At 70.5% G+C, this 21399-nt stretch carries 21 protein-coding genes and 1 tRNA gene; 12 read left to right on the forward strand and 10 right to left on the reverse strand.

Features of this window, described 5'->3' with window-relative positions; all coding sequences use genetic code 11:
- Positions 1-45: 45 nt before the first annotated feature.
- The 7 genes from JW592_RS20975 (at position 46) to JW592_RS21005 (ending at position 5991) form a co-directional block, all read left to right on the forward strand.
- Positions 46-405, forward strand: coding sequence for an SCO3933 family regulatory protein (locus tag JW592_RS20975; RefSeq protein ID WP_209266725.1), 360 nt, complete (start codon positions 46-48; stop codon positions 403-405).
- Positions 402-1781, forward strand: a complete 1380-nt coding sequence (locus tag JW592_RS20980; protein ID WP_209266726.1) for an FtsK/SpoIIIE domain-containing protein — start codon at positions 402-404, stop codon at positions 1779-1781. The genes JW592_RS20975 and JW592_RS20980 overlap by 4 nt, the downstream gene beginning before the upstream one ends.
- Positions 1782-1826: 45 nt before the next feature.
- Positions 1827-2471, forward strand: a complete 645-nt coding sequence (locus tag JW592_RS20985) for a DUF2637 domain-containing protein (RefSeq protein WP_209266727.1) — start codon at positions 1827-1829, stop codon at positions 2469-2471.
- Between the two features lie 130 nt (positions 2472-2601).
- Complete coding sequence (locus JW592_RS20990) at positions 2602-4068, forward strand: YuiA family protein (protein ID WP_209266728.1); 1467 nt, start codon at positions 2602-2604, stop codon at positions 4066-4068.
- Complete coding sequence (locus JW592_RS20995) at positions 4059-4247, forward strand: helix-turn-helix domain-containing protein (protein ID WP_209266729.1); 189 nt, start codon at positions 4059-4061, stop codon at positions 4245-4247. Before JW592_RS20990 ends, JW592_RS20995 begins: the two co-directional genes overlap by 10 nt.
- Positions 4247-5497: a tyrosine-type recombinase/integrase gene (locus JW592_RS21000; RefSeq protein ID WP_209266730.1), complete on the forward strand. Its 1251-nt coding sequence runs from the start codon at positions 4247-4249 to the stop codon at positions 5495-5497. The genes JW592_RS20995 and JW592_RS21000 overlap by 1 nt, the downstream gene beginning before the upstream one ends.
- A 230-nt stretch (positions 5498-5727) precedes the next feature.
- Positions 5728-5991, forward strand: coding sequence for a DUF6406 domain-containing protein (locus JW592_RS21005; RefSeq protein ID WP_209266731.1), 264 nt, complete (start codon positions 5728-5730; stop codon positions 5989-5991).
- A 79-nt stretch (positions 5992-6070) separates the two neighbouring features.
- Here the strand turns inward: JW592_RS21005 and JW592_RS21010 are convergent.
- A tRNA-Thr gene (locus tag JW592_RS21010) sits at positions 6071-6144 on the reverse strand.
- Positions 6145-6308: 164 nt separating this feature from the next.
- Between JW592_RS21010 and JW592_RS21015 the strand changes: the two genes are divergently transcribed.
- The 3 genes from JW592_RS21015 (at position 6309) to JW592_RS21025 (ending at position 8992) form a co-directional block, all read left to right on the forward strand.
- Positions 6309-7433, forward strand: coding sequence for an ABC transporter ATP-binding protein (locus JW592_RS21015; RefSeq protein ID WP_209266732.1), 1125 nt, complete (start codon positions 6309-6311; stop codon positions 7431-7433).
- A 322-nt stretch (positions 7434-7755) separates the two neighbouring features.
- Entirely contained in the window at positions 7756-8193 is a 438-nt protein-coding gene (locus tag JW592_RS21020; protein WP_209266733.1) for a hypothetical protein, read from the forward strand.
- Between the two features lie 79 nt (positions 8194-8272).
- Complete coding sequence (locus JW592_RS21025; RefSeq protein ID WP_209266734.1) at positions 8273-8992, forward strand: nucleotidyltransferase family protein; 720 nt, start codon at positions 8273-8275, stop codon at positions 8990-8992.
- Positions 8993-9228: 236 nt separating this feature from the next.
- Here JW592_RS21025 and JW592_RS21030 read toward each other — a convergent pair whose 3' ends face one another.
- From JW592_RS21030 to JW592_RS21060, 7 genes are all read right to left on the reverse strand, one after another.
- Positions 9229-11451, reverse strand: a complete 2223-nt coding sequence (locus tag JW592_RS21030) for a DoxX family protein (protein ID WP_209266735.1) — start codon at positions 11449-11451, stop codon at positions 9229-9231.
- A 108-nt stretch (positions 11452-11559) separates the two neighbouring features.
- Positions 11560-12471 (reverse strand): 23S rRNA (guanosine(2251)-2'-O)-methyltransferase RlmB, encoded by a 912-nt coding sequence (rlmB, locus tag JW592_RS21035; RefSeq protein ID WP_209266736.1) that lies wholly within the window; start codon positions 12469-12471, stop codon positions 11560-11562.
- 96 nt (positions 12472-12567) lie between these two features.
- The gene (gene cysS / locus JW592_RS21040) at positions 12568-13968 is read right to left on the reverse strand and encodes a cysteine--tRNA ligase (protein WP_209266737.1); all 1401 of its coding nucleotides are present in this window, start codon (positions 13966-13968) and stop codon (positions 12568-12570) included.
- Positions 13969-14087: 119 nt separating this feature from the next.
- The gene (locus JW592_RS21045; protein ID WP_209266738.1) at positions 14088-14495 is read right to left on the reverse strand and encodes a PPOX class F420-dependent oxidoreductase; all 408 of its coding nucleotides are present in this window, start codon (positions 14493-14495) and stop codon (positions 14088-14090) included.
- A 239-nt stretch (positions 14496-14734) separates the two neighbouring features.
- Positions 14735-15229, reverse strand: coding sequence for a 2-C-methyl-D-erythritol 2,4-cyclodiphosphate synthase (ispF, locus tag JW592_RS21050; RefSeq protein WP_209266739.1), 495 nt, complete (start codon positions 15227-15229; stop codon positions 14735-14737).
- Entirely contained in the window at positions 15219-15998 is a 780-nt protein-coding gene (gene ispD / locus JW592_RS21055; RefSeq protein WP_209266740.1) for a 2-C-methyl-D-erythritol 4-phosphate cytidylyltransferase, read from the reverse strand. Before ispD ends, ispF begins: the two co-directional genes overlap by 11 nt.
- Before the next feature lie 283 nt (positions 15999-16281).
- Positions 16282-16764: a CarD family transcriptional regulator gene (locus JW592_RS21060; protein ID WP_016472332.1), complete on the reverse strand. Its 483-nt coding sequence runs from the start codon at positions 16762-16764 to the stop codon at positions 16282-16284.
- Between the two features lie 631 nt (positions 16765-17395).
- Between JW592_RS21060 and JW592_RS21065 the strand changes: the two genes are divergently transcribed.
- Positions 17396-18052, forward strand: a complete 657-nt coding sequence (locus JW592_RS21065) for a copper chaperone PCu(A)C domain-containing protein (protein WP_209266741.1) — start codon at positions 17396-17398, stop codon at positions 18050-18052.
- A 176-nt stretch (positions 18053-18228) separates the two neighbouring features.
- On the opposite strand, the gene phoP is transcribed toward JW592_RS21065, so the two are convergent.
- Positions 18229-18900, reverse strand: coding sequence for a two-component system response regulator PhoP (gene phoP / locus JW592_RS21070; protein WP_504739936.1), 672 nt, complete (start codon positions 18898-18900; stop codon positions 18229-18231).
- Positions 18901-18905: 5 nt separating this feature from the next.
- Positions 18906-20207 carry a two-component system sensor histidine kinase PhoR gene (phoR, locus tag JW592_RS21075; protein ID WP_209266743.1) on the reverse strand — a complete coding sequence of 434 codons (1302 nt, stop codon included), beginning with the start codon at positions 20205-20207 and terminating at the stop codon, positions 18906-18908.
- A 223-nt stretch (positions 20208-20430) separates the two neighbouring features.
- On the opposite strand from phoR, the gene phoU reads away from it, so the two are divergent.
- Positions 20431-21177, forward strand: coding sequence for a phosphate signaling complex protein PhoU (gene phoU, locus JW592_RS21080; RefSeq protein WP_209266744.1), 747 nt, complete (start codon positions 20431-20433; stop codon positions 21175-21177).
- Positions 21178-21399 lie beyond the last annotated feature (222 nt).

Genomic DNA, 21399 nt, shown 5'->3' on the forward strand with positions numbered 1-21399 from the left:
CCCGCCGGGCGAACCGCCCCGGGGAACCAGAAGGGAAGCTGAGACATGGCGCGCATTCGCGTGGGGCTGCTGCCGTCCACGATGTTCATGGTCGGCACGCTGCCGGTGCCGAAGATCGCGGACCAGGAGACGGGCAAGATCGCTCAGGACCGTGACACCGGTGAGGACCTGTTCACGCTGACGGTCTTCCTCATGGAGGACGGCCGTGCGGAGCAGATGAAGATCACCGTTCCGAAGTCGGGACTGCCGGACGGCCTGAACCTGGGCATCCCGGTCCGGCCCGTGGACCTGTTCGCCATCCCGTGGGCCCGGATCTTCAATGGCCAGCTCTCCGACGGGATCGCCTACCGGGCTAGCTCGCTTGAGCTGACTGCCGCCCCGCAGCTCGGGGAGGCGGGCCAGTGAGGGCGGCTGACCTGGCCGGGGCAGTCCTGGCTCTGAGCGCCATATGGGCGCTGTGGTGGATGGTGCGCTACGTACGGGCCGACCGGATGACGCGGGCGAGCATCCGTCAGGCAGTCCGGGTCCGTTTCGGCTGGCGACGGCTGGCTCCGATGGCGGGGCTGTCGGTGCAGGACAAGACGCCTCCAGCGGTGGTGATCTCGCAGGACGGCAAGGTTCCCAAGCCTCGGGTGATCACCCCCAAGATCAAGGTCCGTCCGGACCGTTACGGGGTCGTGGTCCGTGCGGCGTGTGTGCCGAAGGTGAGTCTGGCCGAGTTCCAGAAGGCGGCGCCGTACCTGGCGGATGCCTGGCGGTGTACGCGCGTCTCGGTCCTGCCCGACAAGCCGGGACAGCTCATCGTCCGTGGCGTGCGGGTGGACCCGCTCATCGTGCCCACTGAGCACGTCCCGACCGGGGAAGTGCCGGAAGAGCTGGCTCGGTGGCACCTGGGGCTGGATGAGTACGCCCAGCCGGTGAGCGTGGACCTGTCGGACGTGCCCGGCGTCACCGTCGCCGGTCTGCCCGGCTTCGGGAAAACCTCGCTGGTCAATCGGTTCATCTGCGACACCGCGCCCTCGGCTGCGGTGCAGTTCGCCTTCGCGGACGGCAAGGTGACCTCCTCCCACGAGGGCGACTACGCCGATCTGGCACAGCGGGCGTTCGCCTTCGTCGGTGACGACCTGGCCGACGCGAACGCGCTCTTCAAGCGGCTGGTGGAGCTGCGGCGGGCCCGGTCGGCGGCCATCCGGGATGTGCTCGGGGTCAAGAACATGTGGCACGTCGGGCCCTCGGACGCCTGGCCGCTGGTCGTGCTGGTCGTGGATGAGGCGCATACCTACTTCCGCGACTACAAGGGTTCGGACACGCAGACGAAGAAGCTCGCCGCGCTGGCGGCCGAGAATGCCCGGCTGGTGGAGGACCTGGTGAAGAAGGGCCGCAGCGTCGGCATGCTGGTGATCATCGCAACGCAGAAGGCGACCGGCGACGCCATTCCCACCTTCATCCGGGATGTGTGCCCGGTGGGCCTGTCCTTCGCGCAGAAGACCGCTGAAGCGGCGGTCGTCGCCCTTGGTGAAGACATCCGCAACTGGCCGGACGCCAACCCGACCGCTCTTCAGGACCCGGCCTACGTCGGGGTGGCTTCCATGGCTCACCAGGGCCGTCCGGGCTTCGCCCGCATCCGCACTCCCTACGTGGCCGACTCGGACGCGGCCCGTATCGCCACCGACACCGCCCATCTGACCCGCGACCCGACCGAACTCCTTCACGCGCTCGCCGGTCCGAGCGTCCTGCTACGGGACCGGCTCATGAAGGACGACGGCGCGGAAGCGGCCTGACCCTCGCCTCGACCCAATAACGCAGCGAAAGGAGGTGACACCTCCATGGCAGAGAACCGGATCACTCAGCGCACGGTGGTCGTGGTCATGGGCATCATCGCGGGCATGGCGTTCGTCTTCTCCTTCGGCAACGTCTGGGCCCTCGCCCTCCGCCTCGGTGTCCCCGGACCCATCGCGCCGCTGATCGCCCCGATGGTCGACCTGTCGGTGACCGGCCTCCTGGTGGCTCTCTGGTACCTGTCGCTGCGCGGCGTTCCCGCTGACCAGCTCAAGGGCGCCACGCGCCTCATGCACCTGTCCGGCCTCCTGACGCTGGCCCTCAACGTCGCTGAACCCATCCTCGCCGGACACTACGGCCGCGCTGCCGTCGACACCGTGGCGCCCGTGCTCCTCCTCGGCTGGGGAGCGGTGGGCCCGCAACTCCTGCGCCACCTTCACGCCGTGACTCGGCCGGCGCCTGCGCCCGAACCGGCTGAAGAGTCCGTAACCGCCCCTGCTCCACCACCGGCCCCCGCCCAGCACAAGGAAGCGCCCGCTGCGGTGCCTGAGCCGCTGATGGAAGCGGCCCGCTCCATCGCCGCCAGCTACCTGTCCGAACACGGCCGACCGATCACAGCCGGGCAGTTGCGGACCCGGCTCGGCGTCGCGCTGCCGCTGGCCGCCGCCGCGCACGCCCGTCTCACGACCTGACCACTCCGCCGCACGTTACGGCTCCTCCTCTCCTCCACTGCCCGACCGGGCGCGGTCCGTCATGCCCTGGGCCGCGCCCCGGTCCTCCCCTGGGCTGCCCAGGGCCTTCGTGAAAGGACACGTCTCCCCCGTGAACGACCGTCCGTCCCTGCGCCACCTGGCGAGCCTGGCCCTCCGGGACCTCATCGGGCTCGCCCAGCGGCCGGACTTCGACCGAGTACAGGACCAGATCCGCCAAGTCCGCGGCTGCACCCACCCGGTCAACCTCGTCGGCGGAACAGCCACCCTCGACGCCGATACGCGCACCGTTCTGCGGTCCTACTCGACGGCCGACGAACCGACCGGACGCCTGTTGACTGCCTGCGGTAACCGCCGCGCCTCGCGCTGCCCGTCCTGCTCACGTCTCTACGCGGCCGACACCTACCACTTGATCAAGGCCGGGCTGTCCGGCGGCAAGGCCGTGCCCGAGACTGTTCGCGAACATCCCCGCGTCTTCGCGACCCTCACCGCCCCGTCCTTCGGGCCGGTGCACAACCGCCGCACCACCGACGCGGGCAAGACCCTGCCCTGCCGATGCGGCACCGTCCACACCACGGATGACCCAGAGCTGGGCACGCCGCTGGACCCGGCCAGCTACGACTACTCCGGCGCCGTGCTGTGGAACGCACACGCTGGCGCTCTCTGGGCCCGCTTCACGACCTACCTGCGCCGCGAACTGGCCGCCCACCTGGGCATGACACAGAAGGCGCTGAACGCAGCACTCAAGGTCTCTTTCGCCAAGGTGGCCGAGTACCAGAAGCGCGGCCTGGTCCACTTCCACGCCGTGATCCGCCTCGACGGACCCGACGGCCACACCGACGCACCGCCGACATGGGCCACCACTGACGCACTCACACATGCGATCACCAGCGCAGCCGAACGCTCCGTTCTGACGGTCGCTTCCGACGCCATCGGGGAACGCGAACTGCGCTGGGGTGCCCAACTCGACATCCGGGAGATCGCAGCCCTGGGCGACGGCGAACTGACCGATCAGAAGGTTGCCGCCTACGTCGCCAAGTACGCCACCAAGAGCGCCGAAGCCTCCGGCACCGTCGACCGCCCGTTGCGCTGCCGCCACTGCACCGGTCACGGCTACGTCACCGGCCCGGACGGCTTCCGCGACCTGTGCGGCGACTGCGACGGCACCGGCCAGTCCGAACCCATCGCCCTGCTGCCCGTGCACCGCCACGCACGCCAGATGATCCGCACCGCCTGGGCCCTCGGCCACCTGCCGGAATTCGCAGACCTCAAGCTCTGGCGCTGGGCTCACATGCTCGGCTTCCGGGGCCACTTCTCCAGCAAATCCCACCGCTACTCCACCACCCTCGGCGCTCTCCGCGACATCCGCCGCGCCTGGCGAACAGCTCAGGCACAACCGGCCGGCGCACCCCCGGAAACCGAGGACGACGAAACCACCCTCGTCGTCTCCCACTGGAAGTACCTGGCCTCCGGCTACAGCCCCGGCGAAGAACTCATCGCCGCCCAGGTCCGCCACGACATCGCTCTTGCCCGCGACGAAGACCAACGCCGCAAGACGGAAGGAGACCCATGGCTGTGACTACCGGCCTGCTCAACGTCGACCAAGTCGCCGCACGGCTCCAGGTGAGCCGCTGGACGGTCTACAACCTGATCCGCTCCCGCGAACTGGCCTCCTTCACCATCGGCCGCTGCCGCCGCATCGCCGAGTCCGCACTGCACGACTACATCTCACGACAGACCGAACGGGAGGCTGCCTGATGGCCAAGGCCAAGAGGAACGTCAACGGTGAAGGCACCATCTACCAGCGCAAGGACGGGCGCTGGGAGGGCATTGCCTACGTCCTGGCCACGGATGGCACGTATAAGCGCCGCAGCGTCTACGGCAGGACCTGGGAGGACGCGCACGACAAGCTCACCCGGCTCAAGGCCAACTCGCACAGCGGCCTACCTATAGCCGCGAGCAAGATGACGCTGAGCGAGTACCTGACGTACTGGCTCACGCACGTTGCCAAGGTCAAGGTCCGCAAGACCACCTACGTCAACTACGAGTCCTGGGTGCGCAACTACATCGCGCCGGGCCTCGGCAAGAAGAAGCTCGGGCGCCTGTCGGCCCGCGACATCCGGGCCTTCCTCCTGAAGACAGCCCAGACCTGCCAGTGCTGCGCCCAGGGCAAGGACAAGAAGCGCCCCAAGGCCAAACAGCGCTGCTGCGCCCTCGGCAAGTGCTGCCAGAAGACTCCGTCGGACCGAACCGTGCGCATCCTGCTCGCTCTCCTCCGGACAGCGCTTCAGCACGCCGTGCGCGAAGACGAGATCCCCCGGAACGTCGCCAAGAATGTGGAGCTGGGCATGGGCACGATGCGCGAGATCGAACCACTCACTGCCGCCGAGGGGCGACAGCTCCTGGCCGCTGCCCGGGGCAATCGACTGTGGGCCGCGTACGAACTGGCCGTACGGCTCGGCCTGCGGCGCGGTGAGCTGCTTGGTCTCCGGTGGGAAGACGTGGACCTGGACAAGGGCGTGCTGACCGTGCGGCAAACGCTTCAGCGCGTCGGCGGCGAGTTGGTCATCGTTCCGCCGAAGACCCAGAAGTCGGCCCGCCGAATCCCGCTCCCGCCCGAGTGCGTCACGGCGCTCCGCGCCCAGGGGACTCAGCAGCTCACGGACAAGCGGCTTGCGGGGGACAAGTGGCGGGACGACGGAAGCGGGCTGATCTTCACGACGAAGTACGGGACCCCGATCGAGCCGCGCAACCTGAACCGCTCGTTCGCGGCTCTGACGTCCCGCGCCGGGGTCCGCAAGGTCCGCTTTCACGACCTGCGGCACACCTGCGCCTCGCTGCTGCACGAGCAGGGCGCCAGCGCCCGGACGATCATGCAGGTACTCGGGCACAGCTCGATCCGGGTGACCATGGACATCTACACCTTCGTGCGCCTCGACGAGCAGCGCGACGCGATCGGACGGCTCGGGGATGCCCTCAGCGGGGACGACGAGCCCGACGATTCGTGATCCGCTAAGGGCTCCCTGAACTTCCGGTTCTGGTGTCACCACCCGACCACATGATCAACCATCAAGGGCCTGACGTCTCACCGCCTACCGTGCACCAGCTCGTAAGGTGGACGACCATGGACTCATATACATGCGGAATCCCCACAATCGCAGCGATCCGCGTCCTCTGACGAGCGAAGAGTTCAGAAAGTAGATCAAGAACCGCTACACGCTACTGGGAGTGAGTTGCCATGACCGGCGACATCAGACTTCGGCAAGGTGTCCCCGGCCATTCGGGAAACGCCCGGTTCGTCGTCCGTCATCTCTGGGCTCCCGACGGCCGCCCACTCACGGTCTACCTCGTCGTCGTCGCTGACGGAGAACGCGAGGTCGAGCTGGCTCTGGGCGACACGTTCTCCGTCCGGGACGAGACCTGGCTCCTCGATCGCGTCGACGGCCTCGAAACCGATGACGGCTGGCGCGTCGTCCTGCGCAAGGTCGACCAGCACACCTAGGTCGGCTGCCGTCAAAACTGCCGTCATCGACACCACAGAGGCCCCGTACCGAACCCGGTACGGGGCCTCTGACCTGCGGAGCCGCCTGTCGGATTCGAACCGACGACCTTCTGTTTACAAGACAGATGCTCTAACCAGCTGAGCTAAGGCGGCGGGTGTCGTCGCTCGTGCAGTGTACCTGGGAGCTGGATCGTAATGCCTGGGGCTACTGACAAAAGGGCAGGGAGAGGCTAGCGTCTCGGCAGGTTCACGCGGTGGACCACCTCCCTTTACGACGGATCGTCCGGCACGTACCTGCCGGTGAAGGAGAAGAGAACATGGCCACGGTCACCTACGACCAGGCGACCCGGGTGTACCCCGGCGCCGAGACCCCCGCCGTCGACAAGCTCAACATCGAGATCGCGGACGGGGAGTTCCTCGTTCTCGTCGGTCCCTCTGGTTGCGGAAAGTCCACCTCGCTGCGGATGCTTGCGGGGCTGGAGGACGTCAACGAGGGCCACATACGCATCGGTGACCGGGATGTGACCCACCTTCCCCCGAAGGACCGGGACATCGCGATGGTCTTCCAGAACTACGCGCTGTACCCGCACATGACCGTGGCAGACAACATGGGCTTCGCGCTCAAGATCGCGGGTGTGCCGAAGACCGAGATCCGCAAGAAGGTCGAGGACGCGGCGAAGATCCTCGACCTGACCAAGTACCTGGACCGCAAGCCCAAGGCGCTCTCCGGCGGTCAGCGGCAGCGGGTCGCGATGGGCCGGGCCATCGTCCGTGAGCCGCAGGTCTTCCTGATGGACGAGCCGCTCTCCAACCTGGATGCCAAGCTCCGCGTCCAGACCCGTACCGAGATCGCCAGCCTCCAGCGCCGCCTCGGCATCACCACCGTGTACGTCACCCACGACCAGGTCGAGGCCCTGACGATGGGCGACCGCGTGGCCGTGCTCAAGGACGGGCTGCTCCAGCAGGTCGACAGCCCCCGCAACATGTACGACCGCCCCGCCAACCTCTTCGTCGCCGGTTTCATCGGCTCCCCGGCCATGAACCTGGTCGAGGTCCCGATCACCGACGGCGGCGTCAAGTTCGGCAACAGCGTGGTGCCGGTCGAGCGCGAGGCCCTCAGCGCCGCCGCGGACAAGGGTGACAAGACCGTCACGGTCGGTGTCCGCCCCGAGCACTTCGACCTGGTGAACGGCGACGGCAACGGCAAGGCCCTCTCCAAGGACGAGAAGGCCGGCGTCCCCGTCACCGTGAACGTCGTCGAGGAGCTCGGCGCCGACGGCTACGTCTACGGCACAGCCGAGATCGGCGGCGAGACGTGTGACCTGGTGGTCCGTGTTCCCGGCCGGAGCGTTCCGGAGAAGGGCAGCACCATCCACGTGGTGCCGCAGGGCGGCGAGAGCCACGTCTTCTCCACCTCCTCGGGCGAGCGCCTCAGCGACTGAGCGCAGCGTCTGAGCAGAGCGCAGCGACTGAGCAGAGCGCAGCGACTGAGCGGAGCGGGTTCCGCACGTTTGCGGAGTTCCTGAGTTCTGCGGGTTTCGCGGTTCGCGGTTCCGCGCGTTCAGGGCGTTCAGGGCCGTGACGGTACCCCCGTCACGGCCCTTCGACGTCACGGCCTTTCCCGGTCCCGAGCTGCCTCTGTCGCGGCCCCTGCCGCGCCCCGTTACCTCTTCCGTGCGATCTCCCTCGAACAACCCATTTTCCCGTCGCTCGATATGGTGACCAAATGTCGCCAAATCACTACCGGTCGCTACCATCACGGTCGTGAACCACGCAGCCCGCCGTATCGGCCGATCCCTCGCCCTCGTACTCCCGGTCGTGCTCGTCCTGTCCGGGACCCTCGCCGTCACGCACGTCCCGTGGGCGCCAGCGCCCGCGGACTCTCCGGTTCTCGCCTCCTCGGCGCACAAGGCGTCGGCGCGTACCGCCTCGACGCCCGCCGGGCCGACGGCGCACCGGGATCCGGAGGACGTGCTCCGCGACCGGCTCATCGCCGAACTCCAGGAGCAGGACCCGGGAGTAGCGCTGAGCAGCCTGCAACGTGCCATCACCCGGAAGCCGTCACTGGCCCGCCACTGCGTCGCGATCGCGCGGGCGCTCGGCAAGGCCGCCGTCCACAAGTACGGTGCCCAGCGCGCCCAGCGGTTCTCGCGGCCCGTCTGCGACACATCCTTCGCCTCCGGCGTCGCCCAACTGAGCTGACACAGCCGGGACAGCCGGGACAGCCGAGATCAGGGGGTGTGCCGCCCAGGACGTGCTTCGCGCGCATAGGCTGCGGCACATGACCCAGTATCCGACCCAGGCCGTGATCCTTGCCGGTGGACAGGGATCACGGTTGCGGCCGTACACCGACGACCGTCCCAAGCCGATGGTGGAGATCCCGGGTACCGGCGTACCGATCATCGGCCACCAGTTGGCCTGGCTCGCGGAGGAGGGCGTCACCGACGCCGTCGTCTCCTGCGGTCACCTCGCCGAGGTGCTCGAGGAGTGGCTCGCCAAGGCCGAACTCCCCTGCCGCGTCACCACGGTGATCGAGCGCGAACCGCTGGGGCGCGGCGGCGGGCTGAAGTTCGCGGCGCGCTCCCTGCCGCGTCCGGACGAGCCCTGGTATGCGACGAACGGCGACATCTGGACCCGCTTCTCACTGCGCGAGATGGCCGCCTTCCACGGCGAGCGCGACGCCACCGCCACGCTGGCACTGGCCCGTCCGCGCATCCCGTGGGGCGCGGTGGAGACCGACGAGTTCGGTCACGTCCTCGACTTCATCGAGGCCCCGCCGTCGCCGTATCTGATCAATGCGGGCGTCTACGTCTTCTCACCCCGGTTCGCCGGGCTGCTGCCGGAGCGCGGTGACCACGAGCGCACCACGTTCCCGCGCCTCGCCCGCGAGCGCGCCCTGGCCGGCTTCCCGCTCCCGCAGGGCTCCTACTGGCGGGCCATCGACACCGCCAAGGACCTGCGCGAGGCCGCCAAGGAACTCGCGGGCGGCAACCCGAGCTGAGGCGCCGGACGGCAGCCCGAGATGAGTCGGGCGGCAACCCGCACTGGGCGCCGGGCGGCAGCCCGCACTGGGCGCCGGGCGGCAGTCCGAGGTAGTCGGGCGGCGGCCCGCGCTGAGGCATCGCCCGCGATACGTGCATACGGCACCGCCAACTGCCCACCGCACCCTGCGGCGAAGGGCCTTCGACTCCCGGGAGTCGAAGGCCCTTCGCTGCCGCGCGCCGCGCCGACGCGCGGTCAGCGCCCCAGCAGTCCGCCCAGCGCGCCGCGGCCGCCGCTGCTACCGCCGGAGGACGTGCCGCCGCCGGAGCCCGTCGACGAGCTGTCGCCCGTGGAGGAGGACTCGCTGGACACGCCGGTGCGGGAGCCGCTGCTGCCGGTGGTGGCCTGCGGCCCGGGCTGCTGCTGGGCCGGGGGTGCCGTGGTGCCCTGCTGCCGGCCGGGCGTCGTGTTGCCCTGCGGGCCGCCCTGGTCGGCGCCCTGCGTCTGGCCCTGGGTGGGGGTGGACTCGGGGCCGCTGCTGGCCCCTTGCTCGCCCGGCCTGGTCTCCTTCGACGAGGGTCGACCGTCCTTGTCGCGGCGGTCGGTGTCGCCGCGTCGGCCGTCGGCACCGGCCGGGCCCTGTGTCGCCTGGCCGCCGTCGGCGCGGCCCGAGTTCTGGGGCATCGGGGAGCCGGGCAGCCGGTTGGTGGGCGTCTTGCCGCGCTCGGGTGCCGTGGCCGGCTGCGAGGAGCGGACGGCGCTGCCCAGCAGCGAGCCGATGAGCAGGGAGAGGCCGGCGATGACGGCGGCGATGACGGCGCCCCTGCGCAGCACCCGGCGGCGCAGGTCGCGAACCTCCACGCGGGGGCCGAGTTTGCGCCACGCCTCGCTCGCCAGTCGGCCGTCGAGGGAGTAGACCGGGGCGCCCGCGATGATCAGCGGGCTCCAGGCGGCGAGGTAGATGATGTCCGGCGCGTCGTAGGCGGGGACGCTGCTCCAGCTGACGGTCATCAGCAGCGCCGCCGACAGCAGTGCGCCGATGCCTGCCGCGACCCGCTGCCACAGCCCGAACATGGTCAGCACGCCGACGACGACCTGGAGGAAGGCCACCGTCAGTCCGGAGCCGACCGGGTGGGCGAGGGCGAAGTCCCGCAGCGGCGAGGCGATCGTCCACGGGTCGAGGGAGCGGAGCCAGGTGACCATGGAGCCGCGCTCGCCACCGTCGAAGTAGACGGGGTCGCACAGCTTGCCCATGCCGGCGTAGACGGAGATGAAGCCCAGGAAGAGCCGCAGTGGGAGGAGGACGACTCCCAGGTTCATCCGGCGCCCGGGGTAGTAGGCGTGCCGCACCGCCTCGCGGCGGCGCCGGCTCTCGCTGTCGTACGGGCCGGCCTCGTCCGCGTACTCCTCGAAACCGTCGCGGTCCCCGTAGCCGTCGCGGTCCCCGTAGCCGTCGCGGTCCCCGTAGCCGTCGCGGCCGTCATAGGCGTCGGGGTCCGGGTAGCCGGCACAGCGGACGCCGCGCCGGTAGGAGCCGTCGCCCCGGTAGGAGACGGTGGCGAGCTCTCCGGTGTCCGGGCCGACCGCTTCGAGCTCTCCGGTTTCCTCGTCGAACGCGCTCCGCGCCGGGCGTACGCCCTTCAGCAGCGGTTCGGTGTGCGGGGCCTCGGGCTGGTGGGGCACCGAAGGACCGCCGCTCTCGGACGGCTGCGGGCCACGGGGCGGACCGACGACGGTCGCGGGGCCGCTCCCGGTGATCCCCGCACCGGCGCGGCCGGAGCCGCCAGAGCCGCCGGAGCCGCCGGGGCCGGCCGGACCACCCGCCGCCCCGCCCGGGTTCTTGACGCGGGGGAGGGTCTGGGTGGCCGAGGGGTCGGACTCGGCGCCGGCAGTGCCGCTTTCGAGGCCGACGAGACCGGCCGTGCGGGCGGCCTGGATCAGTTTCGTGGCGCCTGTGTCGTCCGGTTCCCGGCCGCCGCTCCACACCACGGGTGCGCGGCGCCCGGCGCGTGCGGAACCGGCGGCGCGTGCCGAACCGGCGGCGCCTGCCGAACCGGTTCGCCTGCTCCCGGCCGACGCGCCGCCTGCGACGGGGATGGGCTCGGTGTCCTCGAACGCCGCACGCGCGCGCTCGGCGGACGCCGACGGCCACGCGGCCGTCGGCGGGGCGGCACTGGCCGCCGGTGTCAGGGCGCCATGTGCGCTGACGGGCGAGGAGGCGGCGGACGGCGCGGACGGCGCGGACGGCGCGGCCGTCATGGCCGCGGCGGGCGGCGTGGCCGTAGCGCCGGTGGCCGCACCGAGCCGCACTCGGAAACTCGCGTGATTGACGACCACCTCAGCGGGGTCGGACGGGACCTTGACCGTGCTCAGCACCGGTTCGTCGTCGAAGAAACCGCGTGGGCTTCCCCCTGGGCTGTGCCCGGAGCCGCGGCCCGAAGCGCCGGGTGCGCGGGGTGTTCTGGTGTCCACACTCATCTAACCGAGTGACGGACGGTTAGGACACTGCCTTGACCGCGCCCATCTGTCGGAGGCCCGTCAAGTGATCACCCGTGGCGCGCGCCGACGGCGGCTGCGGGGAACGCCTCAAGCGCGCCGCCTCGCCGCCTCGTAGAGTACGACGCCCGCCGCGACACCCGCGTTCAACGACTCGGCGCCGCCGGGCATCGGGATGCGAACCCTCAGGTCGCACGTCTCACCGACCAGCCGCGACAACCCCTTGCCCTCGCTGCCCACGACGACCACGAGCGGTCCGTCGAGCGCGGCGACGTCGCCGAGTTCCACCTCGCCGTCCGCGGCGAGCCCGATCACCGTCAGGCCCGCCTTCTGGTAGCCCTCCAGCGCACGGGTGAGGTTGGTAGCGCGCGCGACCGGCGTGCGCGCCGCCGTACCGGCCGAGGTCTTCCACGCGCCTGCGGTCATCCCGGCGGCGCGCCGCTCGGGTACGACCACGCCGTGCCCGCCGAACGCGGACGCGGAGCGGACGACGGCGCCCAGGTTGCGCGGGTCGGTCACCCCGTCGAGCGCGACGATCAGCGGGTCCTCGCCTCGGTCGAAGGCGGCGGCCGCCAGGTCCTCGGGGTGCGCGTACTCGTACGGCGGGACCTGCAGGACGACGCCCTGGTGGTTGAGGCCGTTGGTCATCCGGTCCAGCTCGGGCTTGGGTGCCTCGACCAGCCGGATGCCGCCGCGGTCACCCGCGACCCGGACGGCCTCGCGGACCCGCTCGTCGTTGTCGATGAACTGCTGCACGTACAGCGCGTTGGCCGGTACGCCCTCGCGCAGGGCCTCCACGACGGAGTTGCGGCCCACCACCAGCTCCGAGGTGCCCTTGCCGCGCTGCGGACGGCCCTGGGCGCGGCGCGCCTTGGCCTGCGCGGCACGCTGTTTGGCGTGGCCCTTGCGCATCTCGGCGGGCGGCGTCGGACCCTTGCCCGCCAGGCCGCGGCGGCGATAGCCACCGCTGCCTACCTGCGGCCCCTTCTTCTTCCCGGGCATGCTGGGCCACCTACCTTGCTCTCTGCGGCTTGCGCGCTGGGACGCGCGCTCGGACGTACGTACGGCTTTACAACGGTACCGGTACCGGAGGGGCGCTCACTCCCCGCCGAGCTCCCAGCGGGGGCCGCTGGGGGTGTCCTCGATGGTGAGGCCCGCGCGCCCCAGCTCGTCGCGGATCGCGTCGGCCGTCGCGTAGTCCTTGCGCGCCCGCGCCGCCTGCCGCTGCTCCAGTACCAGACCGACCAGCGAGTCCACCACCGAGTGCAGGTCCGCCGCGGCAGCCGTCGCCGCGGCGGTCCAGGGGGCGTCCAGGGGGTCCATCCCCAGTACGCCGAGCATCGCGCGGACCTCGGCGACCGCGGCCGCGACGGCGGTCTTGTCGCCCTCGCCCAGCGCGGCGTTGCCCTGCCGCACCGTCGTATGCACGACGGCCAGCGCCTGCGGCACCCCGAAGTCGTCGTCCATGGCTTCCGCGAATGCTTCCGGTACCCGCTCGGCGGGCGCCGTCTGCCCCACGAGCTCGACGCCGCGCTGCAGGAAGCCCTCGATCCGGCCGAACGCGGACTCCGCCTCGCGCAGCGACTCGGTGCTGTACTCGATGGTGGAGCGGTAGTGCGGGTTGCCCAGGTAGTAGCGCAGGACCAGCGGGCGCCACTGCTTGACCATCTCGCTGACGAGCACCGAGTTGCCCAGCGACTTGCTCATCTTCTCGCCGCTCATGGTGACCCAGGCGTTGTGGGCCCAGTAGCGGGCGAAGCCGTCGCCGAAGGCGCGGGACTGAGCGATCTCGTTCTCGTGGTGCGGGAAGACGAGGTCGACGCCGCCGCCGTGGATGTCGAAGACGCGGCCGAGATACTTGTGCGCCATCGCGGAGCACTCCAGGTGCCAGCCGGGACGGCCGGGACCGAACGGGGTCTCCCAGGACGGCTCGCCGGGCTTGGCGGCCTTCCACATCGCGAAGTCGCGCGGGTCCCGTTTGCCGGTCTCGCCCTCGCCCGCGGGCTGGAGGAGGTTGTCGAGCTCCTGGTTGGAGAGGGAGAGGTAGTCACCGAAGGAGCGGACGTCGAAGTAGACGTTGCCGTCCGCCGCGTAGGCGTGACCGCGGTCGATCAGCACCCGCATCATCTCGACCATCTCGGGGATGTGTCCCGTGGCGCGCGGTTCGTAGGTCGGCGGCAGGCAACCGAGCGCGTCATAGGCGGCGTTGAAGGCGCGCTCGTTCTCGTAGCCGATCGCCCACCAGGGGCGGCCCTGCTCGGCCGACTTGGTGATGATCTTGTCGTCGATGTCGGTGACGTTGCGGACGAACGTCACGTCGTAGCCCCGGTAGGTGAACCAGCGGCGCATGATGTCGAAGTTCAGGCCGGAGCGGATGTGCCCGATGTGCGGGGGTGCCTGCACGGTGGCGCCGCACAGGTAGATCGAGACGCAGCCGGGTTCGAGCGGGCTGAAATCACGGATCTGCCGGGCGCTGGTGTCGTACAGGCGAAGAGTCACGGGGCCAAGGGTAGTAGCCCGCCGCGCCCCGCCACGCCCTGGCCGGAGGGTTTCCGGCGGAAGGGGCCCCGCGAAGCCGCGAAGCGGGGCCCGGACCGTACGCCGGGCCCCTGGCCGGTTCAGAGGCGGCCGACGACCTTGTCGACCTTGACCCGGACGACCACCCGCTCGGCGTCCTGGCCCGCGGCCGGGTTGAACTCGGCGTAGCTCTTTCCGGTGTACTTCTGCGCCAGCTCGTCGATCAGTTCCTGCCCGCCCTCGGTGGTCAGGGAGGCGGTGCCGCGCAGCTCGGCGTAGGTGTAGGGCTCGTCGGCCGGCTGCACCATGACGGTCACCCGGGGGTCGCGCCGCATGTTCTTCGTCTTGCGGCGGTCCACGGTGGTGGAGATGAGCAGGTCCTCGCCGTCGCGCTTCACCCAGACCGGCGACACCTGTGGACTGCCGTCGGGCTGGATGGTGGCGACGGCGACGAACACCTTGCCGTCGAGGACCTTCTTGAGTTGGTCGGAGAGCACCTGGTCTGCCACGGAAGCGGCTCCTCTCGTCTCGTCCCGATGCCGTACGTCGGGTCTCGCCTGCCCCGGACGGTATCCCACACACCGGCCGCGCCATGCGTCCCGCACCGTCGGCACCCGTACCGAAGTACCGGCGCCGCTGTCGGCTGCGTACGTGAGCGGGTCGGCGTCCGAGCGGGTCGGCGTCCGCGCGGGCACGCTCGTGAGCGAGCCGGCACGTGAGCGAGTCCGCGCGGAAGCGAGCCCGTACGTCAGCGAGCGGGAAGCACCAGTGCGGTCGCCACGGCTGCCAGGCCCTCGCCGCGGCCGGTCAGACCCAGGCCGTCGGTGGTGGTGCCCGAGAGCGAGACGGGGGCGCCGACGGCGTCGGACAGCGCCTTCATCGCCTCGGCCCGCCGCTTGCCGATCTTGGGCCGGACGCCGATGACCTGGACGGCGACATTGCCGATCCCGTACCCGGCCTCGCGCACGATGCGGGCCGCCTCGGTCAGCAGCGCGACGCCCGAGGCGCCGGACCACTCCGGGCGACTCGTGCCGAAGTGGGCGCCGAGGTCCCCGAGTCCGGCGGCGGAGAACAGCGCGTCGCAGGCCGCGTGTGCCGCCACGTCACCGTCGGAGTGCCCGGCCAGTCCGTACCGTTCGCCCTCCCACAGCAGTCCGCCGCACCACAGCTCGCGCCCCTCCTCGAACGCGTGCACATCGGTACCGATGCCGACCAGGGGCAGGGCCGCGCTCTCAGAAGGCATCGTGCGCCCTCCTCCTGGCCAGGACCGCCTCCGCGAGTACGAGGTCGAGCGGGCGGGTCACCTTGAACGCCTCCTCGTGGCCGGGGACGACGACCACGTCGACACCGAGCCGCTCGACCATGCCCGCGTCGTCCGTGGCGCCCTCGCCCTGCGGCGCCAGTCGGGTGTGCGCCTCCGCGAGCACCTTGCGGGCGAAGCCCTGGGGGGTCTGCACGGCACGCAGCCGGGCACGGTCGGGGGTACCGGTGACCGGCTCGGGCCCGCCGTCGGTGCGCGTCTCCACCTGTTTGACGGTGTCGGTGACCGGCAGCGCGGGCACCACAGCGGGAGCGCCCTCGCGGACAGCGCGCGCCACCGCGTCCACCGTCTCGTCCGGGACGAGCGGCCGCGCCGCGTCGTGCACCAGCACCGTCTCGACGGTGTCGGGGAGCGCCGCCAGCCCCAGGCGTACGGAGTCCTGGCGCGTCTGACCGCCAGGGACGACGACGACCTCGGGCAGCCCGTGCTCGTCCAGCAGCGTGCGGACGGCGGGCGCGCCGTCGGGCGGAGCGACCACGACGACGAGCTCGACGGCGCGCGCCCGCGCGGTGGCCCGTACGGCGTGCACGAGCATCGGCGTACCGCCCAGCTCGCGCAGCGCCTTGGGCGCTCCCGGACCGAGCCGTACACCCTTGCCCGCCGCCGGGATGACGACGGCGGTGCCCGGGCCGGTTTCGTCCGAGGCCCGTCGGTCCCCGGATGGAGCGAAGTCTGTGGAATCGATTGACATCGGTAGCGCGTTCAGGGTTTGTGTCCTCAGCCGGGGTGGGTATGGCCTGGGGGTACCCCCGGCCATAGGTTGGGGGGAGTGCCGGGCGCAACCACTCGATCGAGCCCTTCCGTGACCATCGGTCGAGTCGGCTGCCCTGGCCCTGTGGGCATGCGCGCACGGCCGGGCGCTCCCGCTAGGGGGCTACGTCGGCTGGCGCCGAGAATGCCGCAGCGCCCGGTGACGACTGCTGTCATCCGGGCACCGCGGCATCATGGGGCAGATATCGAGTGTCGATCGAGCGTCAGGAGGCGAGAACCTCGTCGAGCAGCGCTTCGGCCTTGTCCTCGTTGGTGTTCTCCGCCAGAGCCAGTTCGCTCACCAGGATCTGACGGGCTTTGGCCAGCATCCGCTTCTCACCGGCGGACAGGCCGCGCTCACGCTCACGGCGCCACAGGTCACGCACAACCTCGGCCACCTTGATGACGTCGCCGGACGCCAGCTTCTCGAGGTTTGCCTTGTAGCGGCGGGACCAGTTGGTCGGCTCTTCTGCGTACGGCGCGCGGAGCACCTCGAAGACCCTGTCCAGCCCGTCCGAACCAACGACGTCGCGCACGCCTACGAACTCCGCATTGTCCGCGGGCACGCGAACGGTCAAATCGCCCTGCGCGACCTTCAGAACCAAGTAGGTCTTGTCCACGCCTTTGATCTGGCGAGTTTCGATAGCCTCGATCAGCGCGGCCCCGTGATGGGGATAGACCACGGTGTCGCCAACCTTGAACGTCATGTGTCAGGTACCCCTTCCGTGGCTATCCAGGGTAACACGGGAACGACGTCTTCTGAATGGCGTTTTCGCAGGTCAGGGCATATCTCGGGGCTTGACAAGCAGCCCTCTATCGTGCATCGACCACCCAATGCAAGCGGGTATTCGCAGGTGAGAGCGGTTCTGCACACCCGCGGAAACACACCGGGAGAGCCCACGGAAGAGGCTCGCGACACGTCCAGTATGACCGATTTGTCCGACTGTAGGGGAGTGACATCTTCGCCACCCCTTCCGGCTTTCCGAAGAATTGATCAATGCACCTGTAAGGGCCTGTTGATCAATTCTTCATGAACCTCTCGCATTCCCGCGGAATCGCCCGTACGGAGGGCAGCCGCACTCCGGCCGTCGCTATTCGACAGCGTACGGGCGGCCGTCGGAGCAGATGCCCTGCGCCTCGCCGGGGTGACCTGCGCTTCGCGGGGCGACCTGCGCTTTGCGCGAGCACGGCCATGGCGGCCGGGGCCGGAGGGTCGGGTGCAGGGCCTCCACACGCTGTCGGTAACCTGAGCGCGCACGCGAAAGCCCATCCGTACGCGACCGGCACGCGCTCGAGGAGCGTGCCGCCGCCATAGCTCGCCTAGGAGTTGCCGCCGCCGTGAGCAGCAGCCTTCGTCGCGGCACCCTCGCCGCCACCACCCTCGCGCTCGCCGCCGTCTCGCTGACCGCCTGCGGCGCCGGAAACGACGCGCAGACGCTGGAGGTCAGGCCCGACAACGCGGCGACGCAGGTCGGGGTCATCAAGGTCCAGAACGCCAACCTCGTCACCGACACCACGGGCTCGGGCGAGGCCGCCGTCGCGGTGCGGATCTTCAACGACGGCGCGAAGGACCAGATCCTCAAGGGCGTCCACGTCAAGGGCGCCCGCGCCGAACTGAGCCCCGCCAAGGGCGAGAAGAAGCTCGTCGTACCGGCCGGCGGCTCGCTGGAGCTGGGCGGCAAGGGCAACCCCTCCGCGCTGTTCACCCACGCGGAGAAGGCGGGCATCAAGGACGGCAACGCGCAGCCGCTCACCTTCGACCTCAGCAGGACCGGCGCCATCAAGCTGCGCGCGACCGTGGTGCCGGCGGACGGCGCGTTCAAGACGGTCGGCCCCAGCTCGTCGCCTTCGCCGTCCCACCGGGCTCCTGAGCCGGGTGCCTCCAGCTCTGCCTCGCCCTCCGGGTCGCCGTCCGACTCCGGTTCGCCCTCCGACTCGTCCTCGGCGTCCGAGTCCGGCCGGCCGGGCACCCAGGAGGAGCACGCCGGGCACTGAGGCCCCTACGGCGAGAGGCCGCGCCCCGTGCGGGATGCGGCCTCTCGCCGTTCGTCTTGATGCGGAGCGGAGTGCCGGGTGCGAGCTGTCTTGGGTCGCTGGGGGTACCTCCCGGCCGGAGGCTGAGCCCGCGGTTCCCCGCGCCCCTGACGGGGCGCCGCTCCTTCGGGGGCGGTTTACGGCTCGAACTTGTAGCCCAGGCCCCGGACCGTCACCAGATAGCGCGGGGCACCAGGGTCGGGCTCGATCTTGGCGCGCAGGCGCTTGACGTGGACGTCGAGCGTCTTGGTGTCGCCCACGTAGTCCGCGCCCCAGACGCGGTCGATCAGTTGCATACGGGTCAGCACGCGCCCCGCGTTCCGCAGCAGCATCTCCAGCAGGTCGAACTCCTTGAGCGGGAGATCCACCTTGCCGCCGTCGACGGTGACCACGTGCCGGTCCACGTCCATCCGGACCGGGCCGGCCTCCAGCGCGGCGGGCACGACCTCCTCCGGCTCGCCGCGGCGGCGCAGCACCGCGCGGACGCGGGCGACCAGCTCCCGGGAGGAGAAGGGCTTGGTGACATAGTCGTCCGCGCCTATCTCCAGGCCGACGACCTTGTCGATCTCGCTGTCCTTGGCCGTCACCATGATCACGGGGACGTTGGAGCGGCCACGCAGCTGGCGGCACACCTCCGTGCCGGGCAGTCCCGGCAGCATCAGATCGAGCAGCACCAGATCGGCGCCGTTGCGTTCGAACTCGTCGAGCCCGTCGGGACCCGTGGCCGCGACGGCGACCTCGAAGCCTTCCTTACGGAGCATGTACGACAGTGCGTCGCTGAACGATTCCTCGTCCTCGACGACGAGCACTCGGGTCACGGGAGGACCTCCGGGGCGGAAAGTTGTTCATCAGCCTGATCGACATACGGCCGCTCCTCCTCATCGAAGGCGGCCGGTTCCTGCAGTGCGCCCGACAGGCCGTTCCGGCCGAGCCGGTCGGCCTTGTCCAGCGCGGCCTGCTCCCGCGCGCTGCCCGCCTCGGGCAGCCGCAGGGTGAAGGTGGAGCCCTGTCCCTCGGCGCTCCATACGGTGACCTCCCCGCCGTGCGAGGCGGCCACGTGCTTGACGATGGACAGGCCGAGCCCGGTGCCTCCGGTGGCCCGGGACCTGGCCGGATCGACACGGTAGAAGCGCTCGAAGATGCGCTCCTTGTCGCGGTCGGAGATGCCGATGCCCTGGTCGGTGACGGCGATCTCTATCAGGTCGCCGCCCGGGGACTGGGTGAGGCGGCCCGCGACCTTGACGCGGGTACGGGCCGGTGAGTAGTTGACGGCGTTCTCGACGAGGTTGCCCAGTGCCGCGGCGAGCTGGCCCCGGTTGCCCCAGACGTGCAGCCCCTCGGTGCCGCCGGCCAGGAGGGTGATCTGCTTGTTGTCGGCGCTCTGCCGGCTGCGCTCTATGGCTTCGGTCACCAGCTCGTCCACCTGGACGGACTCCGAGTCCTCCAGCGGGTCGTCGTTCTGCACCCGGGAGAGGTCGATCAGCTCCTGGACGAGGTTGGTCAGCCGGGTGGCCTCGTTCTGCATGCGGCCGGCGAAGCGCTCCACGGCCTCCGGGTCGTCGGAGGCGTCCAGGACGGCTTCCGAGAGCAGGGAGAGCGCGCCGACCGGGGTCTTGAGCTCATGGCTGACGTTGGCGACGAAGTCCCGCCGCACCGCCTCGATCCTGCGGGCCTCCGTCAGGTCCTCCACCAGCAGGAGCACCAGCCGGGAGCCGAGCGGAGCCACCCGCGCGGAGACCGCGAGGGCATCACCCCGTCCCGTGCCGCGCCGGGGCAGGTCCAGCTCGACCTGCCGTATCTCCCCGTCACGTCTGGTGTCCCTCGCCATCTGGAGCATAGGCTCCACCGCGAGCTTGCCGCCGCGCACCAGGCCCAGCGCGTAGGCGGCGGAGCTGGCCTTGACGACGGCATCACTCTCGTCCAGCACCACGGCTGAGGAGCGGAGCACCGACAGGACGGTGTCGACGCCCGGGGGCAGCCCCGGCTCGGTGTGCAGTGAGGTGCGGGTGGGGCGGGCCTGCTCCCGCTCGCTCCACCGGAACGCCAGCATCGCGATCACGCCGGTGCACACACCGGCGATCGCGGCTGCCGCGGCGACCGCCGCATTAACGTCCATACAGCCAGGTTATGCGCCTCGTACGACAGTGCCCCAGTCCTGGAGGGGGCGGTCGAAAGAGCTGTCGCCCAGTGTTAACCCTCAAGGTGCCTTCGGTTCACCGAGGGGGGCCGAACCGGTCGCATTTCGGGCGCATCGTTGAGAGCGTAGGGGCCCGAGCGGCTCCGTGAGAACGGCCGGGGGCAAGCACCCCGGGGAACATTCGTGCGAGGGAAGGACAGCCATGCGGGACGCGTACCACGAGGAGCTGGACTCGATCGGGGACAGCCTGGTCGAGATGGCCAGGCTCGTCGGCTCCGCGATCGGGCGCGCCACCACGGCGATGCTGGACGCGGACCTGAAGCTCGCCGAGAGCGTCATCGCCGCGGACGAGAAGGTCGACGACCTCCAGCGCGATCTGGAGACCAGGGCGATACAGCTGCTCGCCCGGCAACAGCCCGTCGCCACCGATCTGCGGATCGTCGTCACCTCGCTGAGGATGAGCGCCGACCTGGAGCGCTCGGGTGACCTGGCGCAGCACGTGGCGAAGGTCGCCAGGCTGCGCTTCCCCGAGTCGGCCGTCCCCCAGGACCTCCAGGCGACGCTCCTGGAAATGGGGCAGCTCGCACAGCGGCTGATGGCGAAGGCGGCCGAGGTCATCGTCACCAAGGACGTCGACCTGGCGATGCAGCTGGAGCAGGACGACGACGCCATGGACCTGCTGCACCGCACCCTCTTCCAGCACCTGATGGACGACCGCTGGAAGCACGGCATCGAGACCGCCGTGGACGTCACCCTGCTGGGCCGCTACTACGAGCGGTTCGCCGACCACGCCGTTTCGGTGGCCCGCCGCGTCGTCTACCTGGTGACCGGCGACTACGCGGACGAGATCGACCCCGCCCTGGCCGCCGCGACGGAGTCCTCGCAGGGTGAGGCCGCCTCCGGTGGGCAGGCCGGCTCCGGCTCCGGTTCCGGCTCCGGCGAGGGCTGACGCCGGGGCGTGCCACCACGCGCCCTTGATGCGCCCGCGCCCGTCGGGCATGCAATGGGGCTGTGTCATGCCTGTCCATGACTGTCCCTGCCGAGGAGGGCACGATGGCTGACCCCCGCGAAACGCCCCGTACCACGGCCGAGCAGCAGCCGGCCGCACCACAGGAAGCCCGGCACCTGCCCTTGGTCGGAGCCTGCGGATGCGGCCCCGGCTGCGGATGCG

This window comes from Streptomyces spirodelae, from assembly GCF_017676385.1.
Classification (GTDB): Bacteria; Actinomycetota; Actinomycetes; order Streptomycetales; family Streptomycetaceae; genus Streptomyces; species Streptomyces spirodelae.